This is a genomic window from Pseudomonas helleri (genome assembly GCF_009600315.1).
Lineage (GTDB): Bacteria > Pseudomonadota > Gammaproteobacteria > Pseudomonadales > Pseudomonadaceae > Aquipseudomonas > Aquipseudomonas helleri_A.
Window position 1 is genome coordinate 152,754 of record NZ_WIWC01000001.1, and the last position, 16,674, is coordinate 169,427.

The 16,674-nt window shown below is 53.2% G+C and carries 13 protein-coding genes; 1 reads left to right on the forward strand and 12 read right to left on the reverse strand.

Annotated features, from left to right (window positions below):
• Nucleotides 1-35 precede the first annotated feature (35 nt).
• From GHN86_RS00745 to minC, 6 genes are all read right to left on the reverse strand, one after another.
• Nucleotides 36-218, reverse strand: coding sequence for a hypothetical protein (locus GHN86_RS00745; protein WP_153377244.1), 183 nt, complete (start codon nt 216-218; stop codon nt 36-38).
• Between the two features lie 144 nt (nt 219-362).
• Nucleotides 363-1,652, reverse strand: coding sequence for a M18 family aminopeptidase (locus GHN86_RS00750; RefSeq protein ID WP_153377245.1), 1,290 nt, complete (start codon nt 1,650-1,652; stop codon nt 363-365).
• A gap of 230 nt (nt 1,653-1,882) precedes the next feature.
• Nucleotides 1,883-2,518 carry an RluA family pseudouridine synthase gene (locus GHN86_RS00755; RefSeq protein WP_153377246.1) on the reverse strand — a complete coding sequence of 212 codons (636 nt, stop codon included), beginning with the start codon at nt 2,516-2,518 and terminating at the stop codon, nt 1,883-1,885.
• A 90-nt stretch (nt 2,519-2,608) separates the two neighbouring features.
• Entirely contained in the window at nt 2,609-2,863 is a 255-nt protein-coding gene (gene minE, locus GHN86_RS00760) for a cell division topological specificity factor MinE (RefSeq protein ID WP_019410761.1), read from the reverse strand.
• Nucleotides 2,864-2,866: 3 nt separating this feature from the next.
• Entirely contained in the window at nt 2,867-3,679 is an 813-nt protein-coding gene (minD, locus tag GHN86_RS00765) for a septum site-determining protein MinD (RefSeq protein WP_153377247.1), read from the reverse strand.
• Between the two features lie 192 nt (nt 3,680-3,871).
• Nucleotides 3,872-4,612, reverse strand: coding sequence for a septum site-determining protein MinC (gene minC, locus GHN86_RS00770; RefSeq protein ID WP_153377248.1), 741 nt, complete (start codon nt 4,610-4,612; stop codon nt 3,872-3,874).
• A gap of 119 nt (nt 4,613-4,731) precedes the next feature.
• Here minC and GHN86_RS00775 point away from each other — a divergent pair, with 119 nt between their 5' ends.
• A complete protein-coding gene (locus GHN86_RS00775) occupies nt 4,732-5,664 on the forward strand; it encodes a lipid A biosynthesis lauroyl acyltransferase (protein WP_153377249.1) in 933 nt (310 codons plus the stop codon).
• Between the two features lie 96 nt (nt 5,665-5,760).
• Here GHN86_RS00775 and GHN86_RS00780 read toward each other — a convergent pair whose 3' ends face one another.
• The 6 genes from GHN86_RS00780 to GHN86_RS00805 form a co-directional block, all read right to left on the reverse strand.
• Nucleotides 5,761-6,858: a fimbrial protein gene (locus GHN86_RS00780; protein ID WP_153377250.1), complete on the reverse strand. Its 1,098-nt coding sequence runs from the start codon at nt 6,856-6,858 to the stop codon at nt 5,761-5,763.
• 72 nt (nt 6,859-6,930) lie between these two features.
• A complete protein-coding gene (locus GHN86_RS00785) occupies nt 6,931-9,447 on the reverse strand; it encodes a fimbria/pilus outer membrane usher protein (protein WP_153377251.1) in 2,517 nt (838 codons plus the stop codon).
• A 19-nt stretch (nt 9,448-9,466) separates the two neighbouring features.
• A complete protein-coding gene (locus GHN86_RS00790; RefSeq protein ID WP_153377252.1) occupies nt 9,467-10,207 on the reverse strand; it encodes a molecular chaperone in 741 nt (246 codons plus the stop codon).
• 73 nt (nt 10,208-10,280) lie between these two features.
• Nucleotides 10,281-10,832, reverse strand: a complete 552-nt coding sequence (locus GHN86_RS00795) for a fimbrial protein (protein ID WP_153377253.1) — start codon at nt 10,830-10,832, stop codon at nt 10,281-10,283.
• A gap of 242 nt (nt 10,833-11,074) precedes the next feature.
• Nucleotides 11,075-16,015, reverse strand: coding sequence for an RHS repeat-associated core domain-containing protein (locus tag GHN86_RS00800; protein ID WP_153377254.1), 4,941 nt, complete (start codon nt 16,013-16,015; stop codon nt 11,075-11,077).
• Between the two features lie 27 nt (nt 16,016-16,042).
• Complete coding sequence (locus tag GHN86_RS00805) at nt 16,043-16,576, reverse strand: hypothetical protein (RefSeq protein WP_153377255.1); 534 nt, start codon at nt 16,574-16,576, stop codon at nt 16,043-16,045.
• Nucleotides 16,577-16,674: the final 98 nt, after the last annotated feature.

Consider the following 16,674-nt stretch of genomic DNA (forward strand, 5'->3'; position numbering starts at 1 on the left):
TCACATTTAAATAAGTGACTGCGGGCACTGCGCGATCATGAATTGAGCTTGGCGAGAATTTTGAACACGATGGTGCCGAAGATCAGCAACATGCCGCACCAGATCATCAACACCCCGAAACCGCTAGGCCGCTCGCGAAAGGTGAAGCCTAAAGTCAGCAACAGCATGCCGCAGACAATGGGAATCATCATGGAGTGAAACTCGGACATCGAGATCATGGTTATAGACCTGAAGGAAATAATGCTTCGAGTCTAGGATGCTTTTTTGAAAAGTGTGGTGATGTGGGTCAAAAATGAATAGGGCTGCGGCCCTAGCTTGTTGTCGCTGCCGCAAGTGGCTGCAGCGACAACAAGAGGCATTGCTTAGGGCAATTGGTTGCTGGCGTAAAACGCGGTGAGCACTTTGACCAGATGGGCAAGGTCATGGCTGCCGGCAAGCTCGCGAATGGAGTGCATGGCAAAGGTTGGCAGACCGATGTCGACTGTGCGCACACCCAGATGGCTGGCAGTGATGGGGCCAATGGTCGAGCCGCAGCCCATGTCGCTGCGTACCACAAAGCTTTGCACCGGTACTTCTTCAGCCATACACAAGTGGCGGAAAAACCCGGCGGTTTCGCTGTTGGTGGCGTAGCGCTGGTTGCTGTTGACCTTGATCACCGGCCCGGCATTGAGTTTTGGACCGTGGTTGGCGTCGTGCTTGTCGGCGTAGTTGGGATGAACGCCGTGGGCATTGTCGGCCGAGACCAGCAGCGATTTTTGAATCGTGCGCACGTACTCATCGCCTTCAGGCAGCACGCGTTGCAGGATTTGCTCCAGCATCGGGCCGTCGGCGCCGCAAGCCGAGCAAGAGCCGACTTCTTCATGGTCGTTGGCCACAAACAGACAAGTCTCTTCTGTTTCGGCATTGAGCAGGGCTTGCAAACCGGCGTAGCAGGACAACAGATTGTCGAGGCGGGCGCCGGCGATAAAGTCGCCGTTCAGGCCAATTACGGCTGCGCTTTGGGTGTCGTAGAAACTCAGCTCGTAATCAAGCACCACGTCGGCATTCAAGCCATGTTCGCGAGCCAGCTGGTCGGTGAGCAATGCGCGGAAATCGACACGCTCATCACCCGCGACTTGCGCCAGAATCGGTGGCAATTCGGTTTGCGGGTTGATTGCCCAGCCTTCATTCGCGGTGCGATTGAGGTGGATGGCCAAGTTGGGGATGGTTGCGATCGGTGCCCTGAAATCGATCAGTTGGCTTTCGACCTTGCCGTCGCGGCGGAATGTGACACGCCCGGCTAGTGAAAGATCGCGGTCGAACCATGGGGCCAGCAGGGCGCCGCCATAGACTTCAACGCCCAATTGCCAAAAACCCTGACGTTGCAGCTCGGGTTGTGGCTTGACGCGCAGGCAGGGGCTGTCTGTGTGTGCACCCACCATACGGATGCCGCCGTGCAGGGGGGAATGGCGACCGAGCTTGAAGGCCACGATGGATGAGTCATTACGGGTGACGTAATAACGGCCATTGGCTTCGGTGAACCAGGTTTCGCGCTCGTCGAGGCGCTGATAACCGGCGGCCTCCAGACGTTGCACCAGGCTGGCAGTGGCATGAAACGGGGTAGGGGAGGCCTTGAGGAAGTCGATCAGGCCTTGGTTCAACTCTTCGCGCATAAGTTACTCCAGACAGCAAGGCCGCGAGTTTAGCGCATTGATCGAGATAATTGTTGAGGTGACGATCCGTAGCAGCTGCCGAAGGAACGAGGCTGCGTCCGATTGCGAAGCAATCCTAAACCTGAGTGTGCGTTCAACCTGAAATACGCTATTCACGGAATTTACGACGGCTCTGCCGCCGGACGCAGCCTACGGCAGCTGCTACGAAAGTGCGCAAGTCTCGGTCTCAATCAAAACGGAGCCGGGCACTCGAAACGCAGACGTTCGCCGGTTTGCGGATGGGTAAAGCTGAGCATACTGGCGTGCAAGCACAGGCGTGGCCACGCGGCCAGCGCTTGTGGATGGGCGTAAAGACCGTCGCCCAACAGCGGGTGACCGATAGACAGCATATGCACCCGCAACTGGTGCGAACGCCCGGTGATCGGCGTCAGTTCGACCCGGCAGTAATCACCGCACCGTTCCAGTACTTTCCAGAACGTCAGCGCATTTTTGCCAAACTCATGATCGACCACGTGGCGGGGTTTGGTGGGCGGGTCATAGCGCAGGGGCAGGTCGATACTGCCGCTGTCCAGTTCGGGTTGGCCCCATGCCAGCGCTGTGTAGGCTTTTTCGGTCTCGCGATCATGGAACTGACGGGACAACTCGCGGTGAGTGTCGGCGTCACGAGCCAGCAGGATGATCCCCGAGGTTTCCCAGTCCAGCCGATGCACGATGCGCGCTTCAGGGTAACCATTTTCCTGCAGTCGGGTGATCAGGCAATCCTTGTTGTCATCAGCCCGCCCAGGCACTGACAGCAGCAGGGTGGGCTTGTTGACCACCAGAACGCCAGCGTCCTCGTGGAGGATGTGAATATTGGACAACGGCATTAAAACAGCCTCTTAACAAACGCCGACGGCGACGTGGGAACCTTCCCCGTAGAGAAAGCGCCCAAGCCGCCGTGGTTTCAGCCAGATCAGTTAACGGTCTGGCAGGGTGATATTGAGTTCCAGAATCGAGCAGCTACCTTCATTCTCGAGGGCGATCTGAACTTGATCGTCGCCGATATTGACGTATTTGCGAATGACCTCAACCAGCTCTTTTTGCAGGGCAGGCAGGTAGTCCGGGGTGCTGCGTTGGCCGCGTTCGTGCGCCACGATAATCTGTAGACGCTCTTTCGCGACCGACGCGGTGGTAGGCGTTTTGCGGGTACGAAAGAAGTCAAAAATGTTCATTGTTTAGTTGCCTCCAAACAGGCGCTCGAAGAATCCCTTCTTCTGTACATCAAGGAATCGATGTTCCACGGTTTTGCCCAGCAAGCGATCGACAGCATCGCTGTAGGCCTGACCGGCGTCGCTCTGATCATCAAGGATCACGGGCACGCCCTGGTTGGAGGCTTTAAGAACGGCCTGAGACTCAGGAATAACGCCCAGCAATGCAACGGCCAGAATCTCTTTGACGTCTTCAACACCGAGCATTTCGCCTTTGGAAACGCGGTCCGGGTTGTAGCGAGTCAGCAGCAAATGTTCTTTGATCGGGTCTTCACCCAGCTCAGCACGACGCGACTTGCTGGCCAGCAGGCCCAGCATGCGGTCGGAGTCACGTACCGAGGACACTTCAGGGTTGGTCACGACAATGGCTTCGTCAGCGAAGTACATCGCCAGGTGGGCACCGGTTTCGATGCCGGCCGGAGAATCGCAAACGACATATTCGAAAGTTTGTTTAAGTTCCATCAGAACTTTTTCAACGCCTTCTTTAGTCAGTGCGTCCTTGTCACGGGTCTGGCTTGCGGCCAGCACGTACAAGTTTTCAAGGCGTTTGTCCTTGATAAGCGCTTGTTGCAGATTGGCTTCGCCGTTTACAACGTTGACGAAGTCATACACCACGCGGCGCTCGCAACCCATGATCAGGTCGAGGTTACGCAAGCCAACGTCGAAGTCGACGATCACTGTTTTGTGGCCGCGCAGAGCGAGACCGGTACCGATAGCGGCGCTGGTGGTGGTCTTACCCACACCACCCTTGCCGGATGTAACCACTAGAATCTTGGCCAAGGTGCTTCACCCCTAAGGAAAAAGGACTATTGAGTCCCTGAATGACATCTCTTTAAACGACAGCAGCTAAACAGCCTTGGCAGGTTTCTATAGAGGTCAGGTTTACACAAGGTAAAAACTGCCGATTATTTCCTACAAGGTTTTCTGTTATCCCTACGATTTGAAGATGCTTGGAAATGGCGAGAGTATCCGTTAAAGACGGGTGATGTTCAACATGTCACTTGACAGACTGATTTGAACGCCTGAACCCCACAAAGGGTCGCGGCGCAGATCTTCCGAAACTTTATACATGCCGGCAATTGACACCAGTTCGGCGCTCAACTGCTGACAAAAAATCCGTGCTTTGGTATTGCCTTTGTGCCCGGCCAAGGCTCGGCCACGCATCGGTCCGTACACATGGATGTTGCCATCGGCCATAAGTTCCGCACCGGGGCTGACCGAAGCGATGACCACCAGGTCGCAGTTTTCGGCATACACCGTCTGGCCGCCGCGTACCGGGGAGGTGATGATCCTGGTCGGTTTGATCGTCGGCTCCGGCGGCTTCTCGGGTTTTTTCGGCGCGGGAACGGCTTCAACAGGCTCAATCAGCCGCTCACGTGCCCCCGACGGTGGCAGCACCGGGAGGTCAATGGCGATGGCGGCGGCAATGTCTTCAATACGGCTGGCGCGAATCGCCAGGGTGCGCAGGCCGTGTTGGCGGCAAATGCGCATCAGGCCCGGCAAATCGATAGTGCCCACGTCGGCAGGCAACTTGTCCAACGCCAGTATCAATGGCGTGTTGCTGAAAAAATTGGGGGCTTGAGCCACTTTCGCTGCCAATTGACGATCAAGGGCTTCAAGGTTGTTTTTGGCCAGTTCCAGCACCGTAATGGCGAGCATACTGCCCTTTAGCTGGAACACTGGGGCTTGGTCTAGCGATTCGGTTTGGCTCATGGTCTGTTTAACGCGGCTTGTCACTTAAAGTGTTGAGACTTATAACGAGAACGCTCACGAGTCGCAAGCGGGGTCGAAGGATGTAGAATGGCCGGCCTTGTGTCTGCCCGGAATCATTAATGGATCGCCCGCATTTTCGTGCTGCTTTTTTTCACCCCAGGTTTTGGCTGCTATGGCTAGGGCTCGGTGTGCTGTGGTTAGTGGTGCAATTGCCTTATAAAGTTCAACTGTGTATCGGCCGCGTGCTGGGTGCTGTCATGTACCGGATCGCCGGTGATCGAAGGCGCATCGCGGCGCGCAACCTTGAGCTGTGTTTTCCTGAAAAAACAGCGGCTGAGCGTGAGCGGTTGCTCAAGGAAAACTTCGCATCAACGGGGATTGCCTTCTTTGAAATGGCCATGAGCTGGTGGTGGTCCAAGCCGCGGCTGGCCAAATTGGCCCATGTCGAAGGGCTGGAGCACCTTGAGCAGGCGCAACGGGAGGGCAAGGGCGTCATCTTGATGGCGTTTCACTTCACTACGCTGGAAATCGGCGCAGCCTTGCTCGGCCAGCAGCACACCATCGATGGTATGTACCGCGAGCATAACAACCCGCTATTCGATTTTATTCAGCGACGCGGCCGTGAACGGCACAACGCTGACTCGTTAGCTGTAGAGCGTGATGATGTACGCGGCATGCTCAAGTTGTTGCGATCCGGGCGGGCTATTTGGTACGCCCCTGATCAGGACTACGGTGCAAAGCAGAGTATCTTCGTGCCGCTGTTCGGTATTCCTGCCGCAACCGTCACAGCCACCAGTAAGTTCGCCAAGCTGGGTAAGGCTAAGGTTGTGCCGTTTACTCAACAGCGACTGGCAGATGGCAGTGGTTACAAGTTGGTGATTCATGCCCCCTTGAGTGATTTCCCCGGAGAAAGTGATGAAGCAGATTGCCTGCGCATCAATCAATGGGTGGAACGCGCGATTCGTGAGTGTCCAGAGCAATACCTGTGGGCCCATCGTCGTTTCAAGACCCGCCCTCCCGGTGAACCGAAGCTTTACGAAAAGCGTCGCTGACGCATGGCTGCCTTGAGATGAAGCGGATTTTGTCAAGAAAGCCATCTGTGAGATGGCAGTTCACTGGGTTGAGTTCAGGCCATCCACAGGCTTGAGCTATTTATAAGTAATGGTGAAACCCAACGCGCCCTCTGCGGAGCCAGCAACTACAGCAGTTGCTGGCGCGGTCTGATAATAACGTGCATTAAATTCCAGCATCATGCCGCCTGTAGCTGGAATTGCGCCTTGGAGCACATCCTGTTCCAGGATGACTGGAGTGAGTCCATCGCGCCCCAAAATTTGAATACCGATGCCCTGCGCGATTGAACCTGCCATCAAACTCATCAAGCCCAGATTGGCGTCCAGAGTCACCGAGCCTGCTTTGGGCTCCAGGCGGATATGTGCATAGGTGACAGTTCCTCCGGGCAAAGGGTCGGATATACACGCATTCAACGCGATCGTGAAGGGTACGGCATCGCTCGTATGGCCTTCACCGATGAATTCGGTGTTTGGCCAATCCCCTAGTTTGACCGGGTCGGCGCTCACCGGGTTGGCTGAGAGGGTGCACTCTGCACGTGTGACAGAGCCGTTCAAGGCCAGGCCGAAGGCATTAGGGATACCGGTAAACGAGCCTTTGACCAGTTCCTTGCCCGAATCCAACGACTGCATGCCGGGAGCTATTTCGGCGGTTTTGATCAGGGTGATGGTGCCCGCTAATGTAGTGTGTTGTAGATGAAAAGGGGTGTGAAAATCGATACGGGCATTAAATGGCACCGAACTGTCAGGCCCGTCCAGTTTCCAAAAGCCTTGGGTGAAACCGTCGTAGGGGCTGCCGAAACTGATCTGCGCGCCAACACCTGGGATGTTGGTCTGTAACAGGGCGCTGGTGGTCATGCCGCTTTTGCGGGAAAGGGGCCCGGCTATCGTTGCTACGGCGCTTCTGGCACTGAATCGCAGCATGACCTTGCCGTCATTCTGACAGTAGATGGCGTTGACACCGCTACTTGACACAAATCGCTTGGCAACCGGGCCTATGGGATCACCAATCTGAGCATCTCTGGGAACATAGAGTGCACCGACATTGGCCGTATACAGAATGGGCCCCGTTCCGGTTCCCCAATAACATGTGTTGCTGGCTGCGTAGGTGGTGCCAAGGGGCAAGAATCCGCTGGCTGCGAGTGCGAACAAAACGCTTGGCGTTAATCTGATCGGCATGCTGTGTTTGATCCCGGCAAAAACAACGCAGACCCTTAAAGGTGCCCGCGTATAAGTAAAACGAAGAGTAAGTCAGTGGCACACCAGGTCTTGGACCCGGTAACCTTCTTCAAAGGGCATGTTGTGAGTATCGAACTGCGCCTGGCATTGCTCTGCGGACGTCTTGCCCCATCGTACATGGATGGTTTGTTGTCCCTCAACAGTGCTCAGCAGGGACTGACCGGCCTGGCCGACGATACCCAGCACGTGGCCATCGGCGTTGCTGATCTGAGCGCCAAAGGGCAGTGCTGTTCCGTACTGATTACGGGTACTCACCAGTAACCGCTCTACTTTGCGGGCAGGAAATAGCGCCTTGACCACGGCCCCCCGTCTTGGAACCACTTGGGTAACACCGTTATCAATTTCTACATTTGGATCCAGCTGGTCGGTATCGAGGATGACCCGGTTGATCCGAAAGGGGTGCAGATAGGGGATCAGGGCGTAACCACGATCATTGGTTCTGGCACTTGAGTCATTCAACAGGCCTACGTTGGCAATGTTGGGTACATGGATCAGGCCACTGGTTTCACCCAAGTAGGGCCCCGTTTCGAGGCCGTCCGCGTGCAACAGCAATGCGCCGCTGGCGTTGAGCGAAAGGGTGCTGAAATCGGTACCTTGTGTAATGCCCGCTCCAAGGCTGGCAAAGGGGGCCAAATAGCCAAGCGACAGTTCAGCGCTTTGCCGACCGCTTTCATTGCTGGCTGCGGAGGCCCTGTAGTTGAGCAAACCATTTTGGGCACGACCAGACAGAGCGGCGCGGTGGTTGAGCTGACCGCTGTTTTGGCGCAGGTCGTAGGTGGCGGTGGTTGATCGTCCAAACTCCAGTGGTACCGAGATGGTCAAGCCGTACTGACGCTCGTTGAACTCATCATCGTTCAACGACTGAGAGGCGTAGAGGGAGTAGCTCACGGTATTGAAGCGACTACTGAAATTGAGTTGAAATTGACGCTGAGCGTCATCCAATTGCCAGTAATTCTCTTGGGAAAATATCAGGCTCAGTGAGCTATAGAGCCCTATGTCCTGAAATACCGAAGCTTCCAGCATGCTGCGACGGCTTCCGCGAAAGCGCTGGTCTGCGCTGCGTTCTCGCACTGCTTCCGTAAAGTCGCGATAGCCTTCGGTGGAGTAGCGATAACCTGCGAAACGCAGATTTGTTCTGGTCTCGAATGACTTGCCGTACTTCACCGAGTAGCTCATGCCCTGGACCGTGTGCTGGCTTTCCTCGGGTTCGGTTTGCGCAGAGGAGCGTGTCACGTCAAATGACAGAGCGCCTATCGACCCCAGGCTTTTACCAATACCCAACGTAGCGGCCTGATAGAAATCATTGCCCATCAAGCCGCCGTACAGTGTCGAATTCAATCGCGTGCCGATGGCCAGGGTTCCTTGCCAGAGCATTGAATCATCCGTGGCGTCAAACGGTGCATTGTAGCGACCCGCGCTGGCGCTATAACGCCACACGCCCTCACGCAGCAAATTAGTAAGGGTTGCATAAGGTTGAGTGAAACGCCGCACTTGGCCATCCGCTTCGGTCAGAATAATTTCCAGCTCACCGCTGCCGCTGGCCAAGGTGAGGTCATTGATCTCATAAGGGCCTGCACTGACATAAGTGGAATACACCGGGAAACCGTTCTGACGTATCTCGAGCCTGGCCCGGGTTTGCGCAACGCCGCGTATGGTCGGTGCATAGTGTTGTTGTGAGTCCGGCAACATGCTCATGTCCGACGCAATCTGCACGCCTCTAATCGGCACGCTGCGAAATACATCTCCCGGCGTGAAGGTTTCCCCCAGTGTCAACTGCGAATGGGCACCGGGGAGGTCGCGTTGCAGATAGGTATAAGCGCGCGACCATGTGCGATCGCCTTTGGCGTCACTGCGAAAAGTGTTATTGCTGCGCAAGCGCCAGACGCCCAGGTTCAGTCCGCTATTTACGTACAGGTCGTGACTGTTGTTGTGACCGGTCTGATCGTTACGGCTTTGTTGCGCCGACAGTTGATAATTGACAAACGCGGAATTGATGCCGTAATCCCAGCGTTGTGGGTCGACATATCCGGCAATGTCACGGCGCATGGCAATCTGTGGGATGGAGAGCGAGAGGGTGAGTTTTCCGCCATCCATGTGCACCGTCGCGCCAGGAATCAGGCGCTCAATATCGACGCAGGTATCGAGTTCCCCAACAGATTGCTCCAGGCCATCGAGCTTGACACCCATGTCGTTGAGCAATGTTGGGGATAAACAAGGCGTCAATTCATCACCCTGTGGATTGGCTGCAAAGTCTATTTCTCGACTGTCGAAAAAACTCAGGTTGATGTCGATACTGACCCGGTATCGTCCGGGCGTCAGATGCAGAGTGCTGGACAACGTATTCAAGGCAAGCGCACCCGCATCGAGGTCGTGAGTGTCTATTTGGCGCATAAACGTTGATTGGAACTCAACGGGCGTGGATGCGTGAGCAGAATCTGTTTTTAGCCCGGTGATGCTGGCGCCGATTAATACAGTGCACTGTAAAAAAGCCTGCACAGGCGAACAACTTCCGTGCGATGAAAAAGGCATGGCGGGAGTCCGCGAAATGTTAAAGATCAAGGGCTACGGGCAATGTCATGGGCGCAGTGAATGCACCGAAATCGTTGATAGTCGAGAAGGTCACCTGCATCCCTGCGGTCGGCTTGAAGCCGTCCAGCTCATACGTCTGAATGTCGAGAGGGCGTGACATGGTGGCGTCCTTCACGCTGAAGGTTTGCCCGTTAGCGCTCAGTTCAATGCGTATGAAAGACACATGAAAAGGACTCGGGTTGTTCACGATTAAACGAGCTTTACCGTCGATGCTCTGTATTGACCATTGCAAGTCTTTCAGGCTGTCCAAAGGGTTGCCGGTAAGTTCAGTGGGGCGCCAAAACAATTTGATACGGGTGCGCAAGGCAATATTCAATTGGTTGGTTTCACGGGCTTCAAGTTGCGGTATTTCCTGAACATTAAAATAAAACAATGATTCGCGGTCTTTAGGGAGCGATTGGGGTAATCCATTGATCTGCACGTGCTGTTCTTTACCTGCGTTGAGGCGAAACAACGGCGGAGAGGCGATGAATGGAACCGCAGTGGTTTGATCATCTGTAATCGTATTAACCCAGGTCTGCACGGCAAAAGGTTTAGTGCTGGGGTTGGATACCCTCACAGAAACATTGCGTTTGTCACTGTCGAATACCACCCGAGTACTGCTTATAGTCAACGCGGCATGGCTGCTGGGTAGCCCCACTAAAAAACATGCCAGTAGTCCGCCCTTTAGACGAGCGGAATTCTTGATACTGCCGAACATAGTGACCCCCGGTGTCGAAAAGTAAGATTGAAACAACGGGCCAAAAAACCCGTCGTTTTAAAGAGAGGGGGTACTAGTTGATATTCACGCTGAAGCTGACATCAGCGTCGGCAGGGCCAGCGCTAACAATTGCTTGCGTGGAAATATAGGAAGCATAGAAATACATCAGCGTAGGATCGGTCTCACTCAAAGGATAAATTGCCGATGTACTACCGCTTGGTAACAGTGCACCGGTGAAGTCTTTGATTGCCACTGCAACCCCCTCGGCTGCTCCCGATACAGGCTTGACACCATAGTGATCTCCGCCCCCTCCTTGTACTGAAGTGAAGGTGACGGTCGCATTTAACTTGGTCGGGTCCATAACGCAAACACTGCTAGGGGTGATGCGCATTTGAAAACCGCCCCCCCCGGCTTGGGTGCCCACTGAAGTAAATGCACTGGCATCGACCTCTCCCATTCGGACGAGATTGCCCACTAAACCTGTTTCAGGGTTGACGATTTCAATGGGGCAGGTGGCGCTGGTGATTTTACCGGCAAAATTGATCGTGCCTGTTGTAGCGAATGCTGAGGGTACGGCAAAACTTAATGCCAGACCGAGCGGTAGAGTCACTAAAGATAGCTTCATGTAATAAGTCCCTTGATAGATTTATTTCTGCAATTGTCAAACCAGTATTTGCCGAGAATGATCGCAGCATGCGGGGCGACTAGAGCCGCAAAATTCTAGGGGGGGGAAGTCTGGCGCGATATGAGAAAACTCTCAATTCGGTGAGGGGAGACGAATTAAATTGTGATCGTAGTGTGTAATGCACGCTAATGCCCCAGCTTTATTGAGCTGGAGCATTAGGGAGTTAGTTTATAGCCAGGCTATTAATTTTTTATGTGTGAGCCTATTTTACTTCTAATTTGTGCAACCGTATATTCGGGGCGTTGGCCAACACTTATATCGTTTAGTTTGTTATTACGCACTTCGGTTGTTGTTGCCCACTTACCATCAGGATTAACTGACCCTCCTGCAGGTTTTTTGGGCTTTGGCGGTGGTGTGGGAGGAGAGTAATCAATGACCGGTTCGGGAGGAGCAGAGCTGCCGGCGGTTTGTCCGCTCGACCCACTGGGCCCAGCGACTGATGGATTGGCCATGGGCGAAACTTCTCTGGCAGCGGTTTCACTACGCGTTGAGCGAACACTGCCGGTTCGGGGAAGGTCGCTGGATGCTTCGATTGCTTCGCTACTTACATTGCGTGATGCATTTCGAGGCACTGTTGCATCCTTCATTTTCCCTATACTGTCTTTGACCATTTTGTGCCAACTCACTTTCGCCGCCGCCGTTGCTTTTTTTGCAACACGGATCGCGCGCCAAAGGCCCCATGCACCAAACGCTACATCCAGACCGCCAGAGATAAGAGAACTGGTCTGATGTTTTTCACGATCTTTAAGTCGAGTTGCAGTGGTTGCCATGACACCTTCATACATCCCGTAGATACTGCCACCAACACCGAGTGCCGTGAACGCTATGGTAGTTGCAATGGCAGCTGCGCCAATAGGAGGAGCAAAGATTACTGCTGAGAGAGTAAGCACTGCACCGACTGCCGACATTGCGGCTCCCAACACTCCCATCCAGTTAACCCCCCGATTGGCATGTCCCGTAGGATCGACAAAATTGATGGGGTCGCCTGCGCAATATGCATACGGATTAATTCCGCCCGCGCCGAAAGGGCTGAGTGAGTCCGGGCTATGGAAGCGCATCAGTGTCGGGTTATAGGCCCGGTATCCCTGACCAAGCAGATACCATCCACTTTGCGGGTCGCGTACCTCGCCGTTGAACCCCAAAGTACACTTAAAATCATCATCCAGATTGCGTGCACCATAAGCACCATAGGTCGCTTTGCGCAGTTCATTTTGGCCAGTTTCAGCGAGCACGCTGTTTTTGCCGTCAGTCATCAGCAGAAGGGTTTGAGTAAAGTCGCCCTGCTGCTGTTGGCCCAATGGTTGCTCACCGAAATAAAGATAATGAGTCTGAATATCTCCTTGTTCTGTCCGGCACAGGAGATCGTCCTCATAAAAGCGCAGGGTTTCATTTTCTGTGCCGTGCTTGACGCCCTGTAATGAGTTATGAGAATCGTAGCGGTACTGACTGACGTCAGCACCATTGGCGTCGGTAACTTGGATCAGTCGGCTCTGACTGTCGTAATGCAGGGTCTGGCCGGTTTCATCGAGAACGAGATTGCCATTGTTGTCATATTTGAGTTCGAAGTCTCCTTCGGGTAGATAGTCAGGGTGGCTGTGAGTGATTCTGATTAATTGGCAAGGATCATTCGGGGCAAACGAGCTCACAGCTTCGTCGAAACTGCCGTCAGCAAAGGTTGTGTACACCGCAGTGATGTTGTCCAGTTCATCAAAGGTGAAATGTTGTTGGTGAATGGCATTGCCATAACGGTCTTTTGGCTGACGTTCACCCTCGCAAATGTACTCCACCATCCGCCCGCGCTGGTCGTAGCCGAAGGTTTCAAATAGTTCAGTTTGCTCACCGACTGTCAGGCGTCGATCTTTCAGCCTGTTATCTTCCCGGTAGGACTGGAAAATGGTTTGCGCGGGGTGATCACCGCTCAGGGTTATATGACGTTCGGTTTCACGGCCTTGGTCATCAATGAGCAATAGGGTTTCAACGGTCTGTTGGGTGCTTATATCCTTCACGATAATCAGGTTTACTTGACCCAGTTCGTCATAGTCGAAGGTGGCGAGAATGTGACCTTGGGTAATGCTCTCGATACGTGCAAAACTGTCGTAAGTGTAGGTGCACGTCATCCCGTTGGGATCGATGCGAGTTAACGGCCGCCCGCTCAGGGTTTGGGTAAAGGAGGTTTGGGATTCTTTACCCGAGGCCATGTCCTTCCAGCGTTCGGTGATTAATTGACCACTGAGGTTGTACACAAAAGTATGTTCACTCTGACGGTTCTGCGACGATATCAGTTGAGCACTTTGAGGGTCGTACTTGAAAATTGAGGCGTCATCGGGTGCAGTGCTGAACGCTGGCGTTTGCGCAAGGCCGGGTATATAGGTGTAGGTGATGGACTTTTGGTCCGCGGTGATCATCTCGCTTGGCTGAGAGCGGCCACCTTCATAAAAAAACTGTTGAAGGCGTGGCCCGACCTGCAATGTGGTCCGTCGGTCGATTCCATCAAAGGTCTGGTATCCGACACATGATGTTTTCTCGGCATAAACAACACTCATGCGCACAGGCAGTTCCGCTGCTGTGTGTGCCGCATACTCGCGGTGTATTTCAGTGAAATTGGGCAGTATTGTGGACTGTACACGGGAAAACGGATCGTACTTGAACTGCGTGAGCTCGCCCATTTCGTCGAGTTGTTCTGCGCAGTTACCCAAGCCGTCATAGAAATACAGCCGCTCGCTTTCTAACAACCCGTTGGTGTTCAGCGCTTCAACCTTGTCTTCTTTGCCGAACAGGTTGAGGGTTGTCCGACGCTTACCACTGATTTTCAGCGGCGTACCGGTATTTTGTGTCCACGTAGTAGAGATTTGCCTGGAGGGATCGTTTTCAGTGATCCGCACAACGCCATCTGCACCCGTGATTTTGTATTGCTCGCCCCAGGCGTCGTACTCGAAAGTGGTGGTCAAGGCGATGTTTTTGTCGCCCTCCCAATCGACAGTGGTTTCATGGGTCAATTGGCCTAAATGGTTATACGTGGCGCTATAAGTAGTACGAAACAGACTTGAATCCCCGCCCAACGCGTCGATGTCCTGACGCTCCTCTTTTAATAGCCGGTTTAAACCGTCGAACCATGTGCGGGTCGGGACACCCTTGATATCTGTTGTGTACTGCACTGCCTGTTGTCCGGGGTCACCACAGGTTAAGGCATATTGATATTGGCGGTTGGCCACATAGTCAGTGCCCAGCCCAACGACCTCTTCGGTCACCCGGCCAAGACGGTCGTGGTGATAAATAATTTCAGCGCCGTTTGAATCTTTGCTTGAAAGTTTGATGCCATTAAATAATGAGTGTTCCTCAGTGATGACCTGGCGTACCGGTCTGTCTGGAGCGTCGTCATGACCGATCATGGTGCTGACGGTTCGTCTGGCCATTACATTGGCGTGAAAGTTGTACGCATGGTCATAGTCATAGGTGGTGGTGGTTGAGCGATCTATTTGACCGTTTACGGTTAGCGTCATCTTTCGGATGAGTCCATGGCGCAGCGGATCATCCAAGTCGTTTAGGTACTCGTGAGCGATAGTGCGTAACACCTGTGAGGCATCGCTCGCGTTCACTTTTGTGAGGGATTCCTCGCTCATTGCCAGCCAGGACTCGCTGCCATTTAGACCTCGATGTGCGGTGTAGCTATAACGGTGTTGCAGTGTCGGCGCATCACCATAAGCGGAGCTTGCCGGGGTCACCGTTTTACTTTTCAGGTTGCGCACAAAGTGTTGCGGGTCGGCAGGGCAGCCCTCTTCGCCGTCCTTGTCGTACCACGTGTAAGTTTCAGTCACTCCGTTAGCATTGGTCTGAACCAACACGTTGCCGAAGTCGTCATAAGTGGTACTTACCACCTCGGTGTGACGGGGTAATGTGTAAGCTAACTTGCGCCAAATTTGCGTAACTTTTTTGGGTAACTGGCAATAATTCGGCTGATCCTTGAAGTCCACCGAAGGATCAATGTGGTACTCGATTTCGGTCACAAACAGCGTGTCATCGGAAGTGAGTGAAGCTTTTTGCGTGACTTCCTCCCTCAGCATTAGATGAAAGCGGTTGTACACCCGCCGAGTGCTGCGTACGGCCAAATTGTTGGATGCGTCCCATAGGTGTTCCTGAGTTTCATATTCATAGTTGGACCTCACCTTATAAAGGTTGTCCAAACCATCATCATTCCAGGCTATATCGCTGCCATACCCCAGAAAATTGTGGTCATTGGTGTTGTCAGGGTCTTTCGAGCCATAGGTATAACGGGTTTCGATCACAGGCTGGCCAAAACCCGGATCCCGGGTATGTGAGGCCACACGGGGTAGCCTGCGATCTATGACGCCCGGAAAATAGTGGGGCTTACCCGAATAACTGACGGTTTCATGACCTGCGGTAGGCGTGTAGACATGGTGAAGGCAGGTCAGATCGTTCTCTGTGGTGTAGGTGAAGCGCCAAGAGGCACTGTCCTTGGTAGGTAAGACAATACTTGTGGTTTCTCCCCCAATTATATTTAACACAAACACCGTTTCTAACGGTGTGCCGGGGAAAAGCTTGACCATCATTACGTTAGCGGTACGTGCCAGGCTGAGTAAGGATGAGCCGTCTTCATTATTGATGCTGCTGAGCAGCGGTTCTGTACCAAAAGATTCATATACGAGCGAAACACTGTGGCCCTGGGGTGAAAACATTTGCACAGGCATCGCCAATTGGCCTTGGCCGACCTCTAGGATTTCCACCAAGCCTGATTTATGCTCAACCCGATAACGCTGATTGTCCAGCACATGGAAGTGAAAAGAATCGATCTTCTTTTCCGGGATAACTGTTTTGTCATCTTCAACATTAACTTTGAACGTCTCACCGGTGTGCAGTGCTAATAATCCGTTGGCTGGGTTGAATTGCGAAAGCTGCAAGTTCCAGCCTTTGCCAAATCCGCTGTCGGCGCTGTTCAGTGGGTTAAAGTTGAGGTGCAGGGGGACAGAGGGCCCCGCTAACTGATTGGCTTTAAGCTCGGGAAATGCAAGGGCACAGGTATATTGACCCGTCCGAGGGTCGACTTGGCTGTTAATAAAGTTTGTGAAATTAAAAGCGTTTGACGTGACAGATGTAGAAAGGGTCATGGTATAAGCTCGGTTTAAAAAGAGTGATCAATCAACCGGTTGAGACCGTTCAATATAAACGCAGCTGAGTTGCTCGTTCAGACTTTTGTTATTGAATTCGGCGCCGACAAAAGAGGCTTCGAGGCGTATGTTTCTCTTGGGAAGTAGTCCTCCCGCGGGAAGATTTCTCATGCTGTCGATGGTAATGGCAGCGGGATTATTTTCGCTCCAGTCAGTGGGGGTCTTTACCGTTTTAAATTTTATATAGAAATTATCTTTGGATGGGGCATCTGTGCAACTTTCGCTTTCGTAAAAATGAATCAGGGTCGCTGAGGGTATGTTCTTTAACCAAAAAGTGGAAACCATGTTGTTTTCACACCGCTCATTGCTGTTCCCAAAGTTAAAGTATTGGCTGGTGGCAGGTACCGGCAAAGTGCACGCTTCTTCATTCTTATCATTGTAGAAGTAAATCATGCCTATTGTTTCCTCCGCGATGTCAAGCGGGGTGGCACTGCTTTGGCTGGTTAATGCGATCAATATAAGTGCGAACATCGAGTTGAGCGGGCGTTTTAAATGCAACATTTTAAACCTCATGTATAAAGCCGTGCGGCGTGGGAATGACAAGGTCGCAGACTGTAGCATGTGAAGCCGTTGTGTGAGCCTGGCACTTCTGAGAGTAC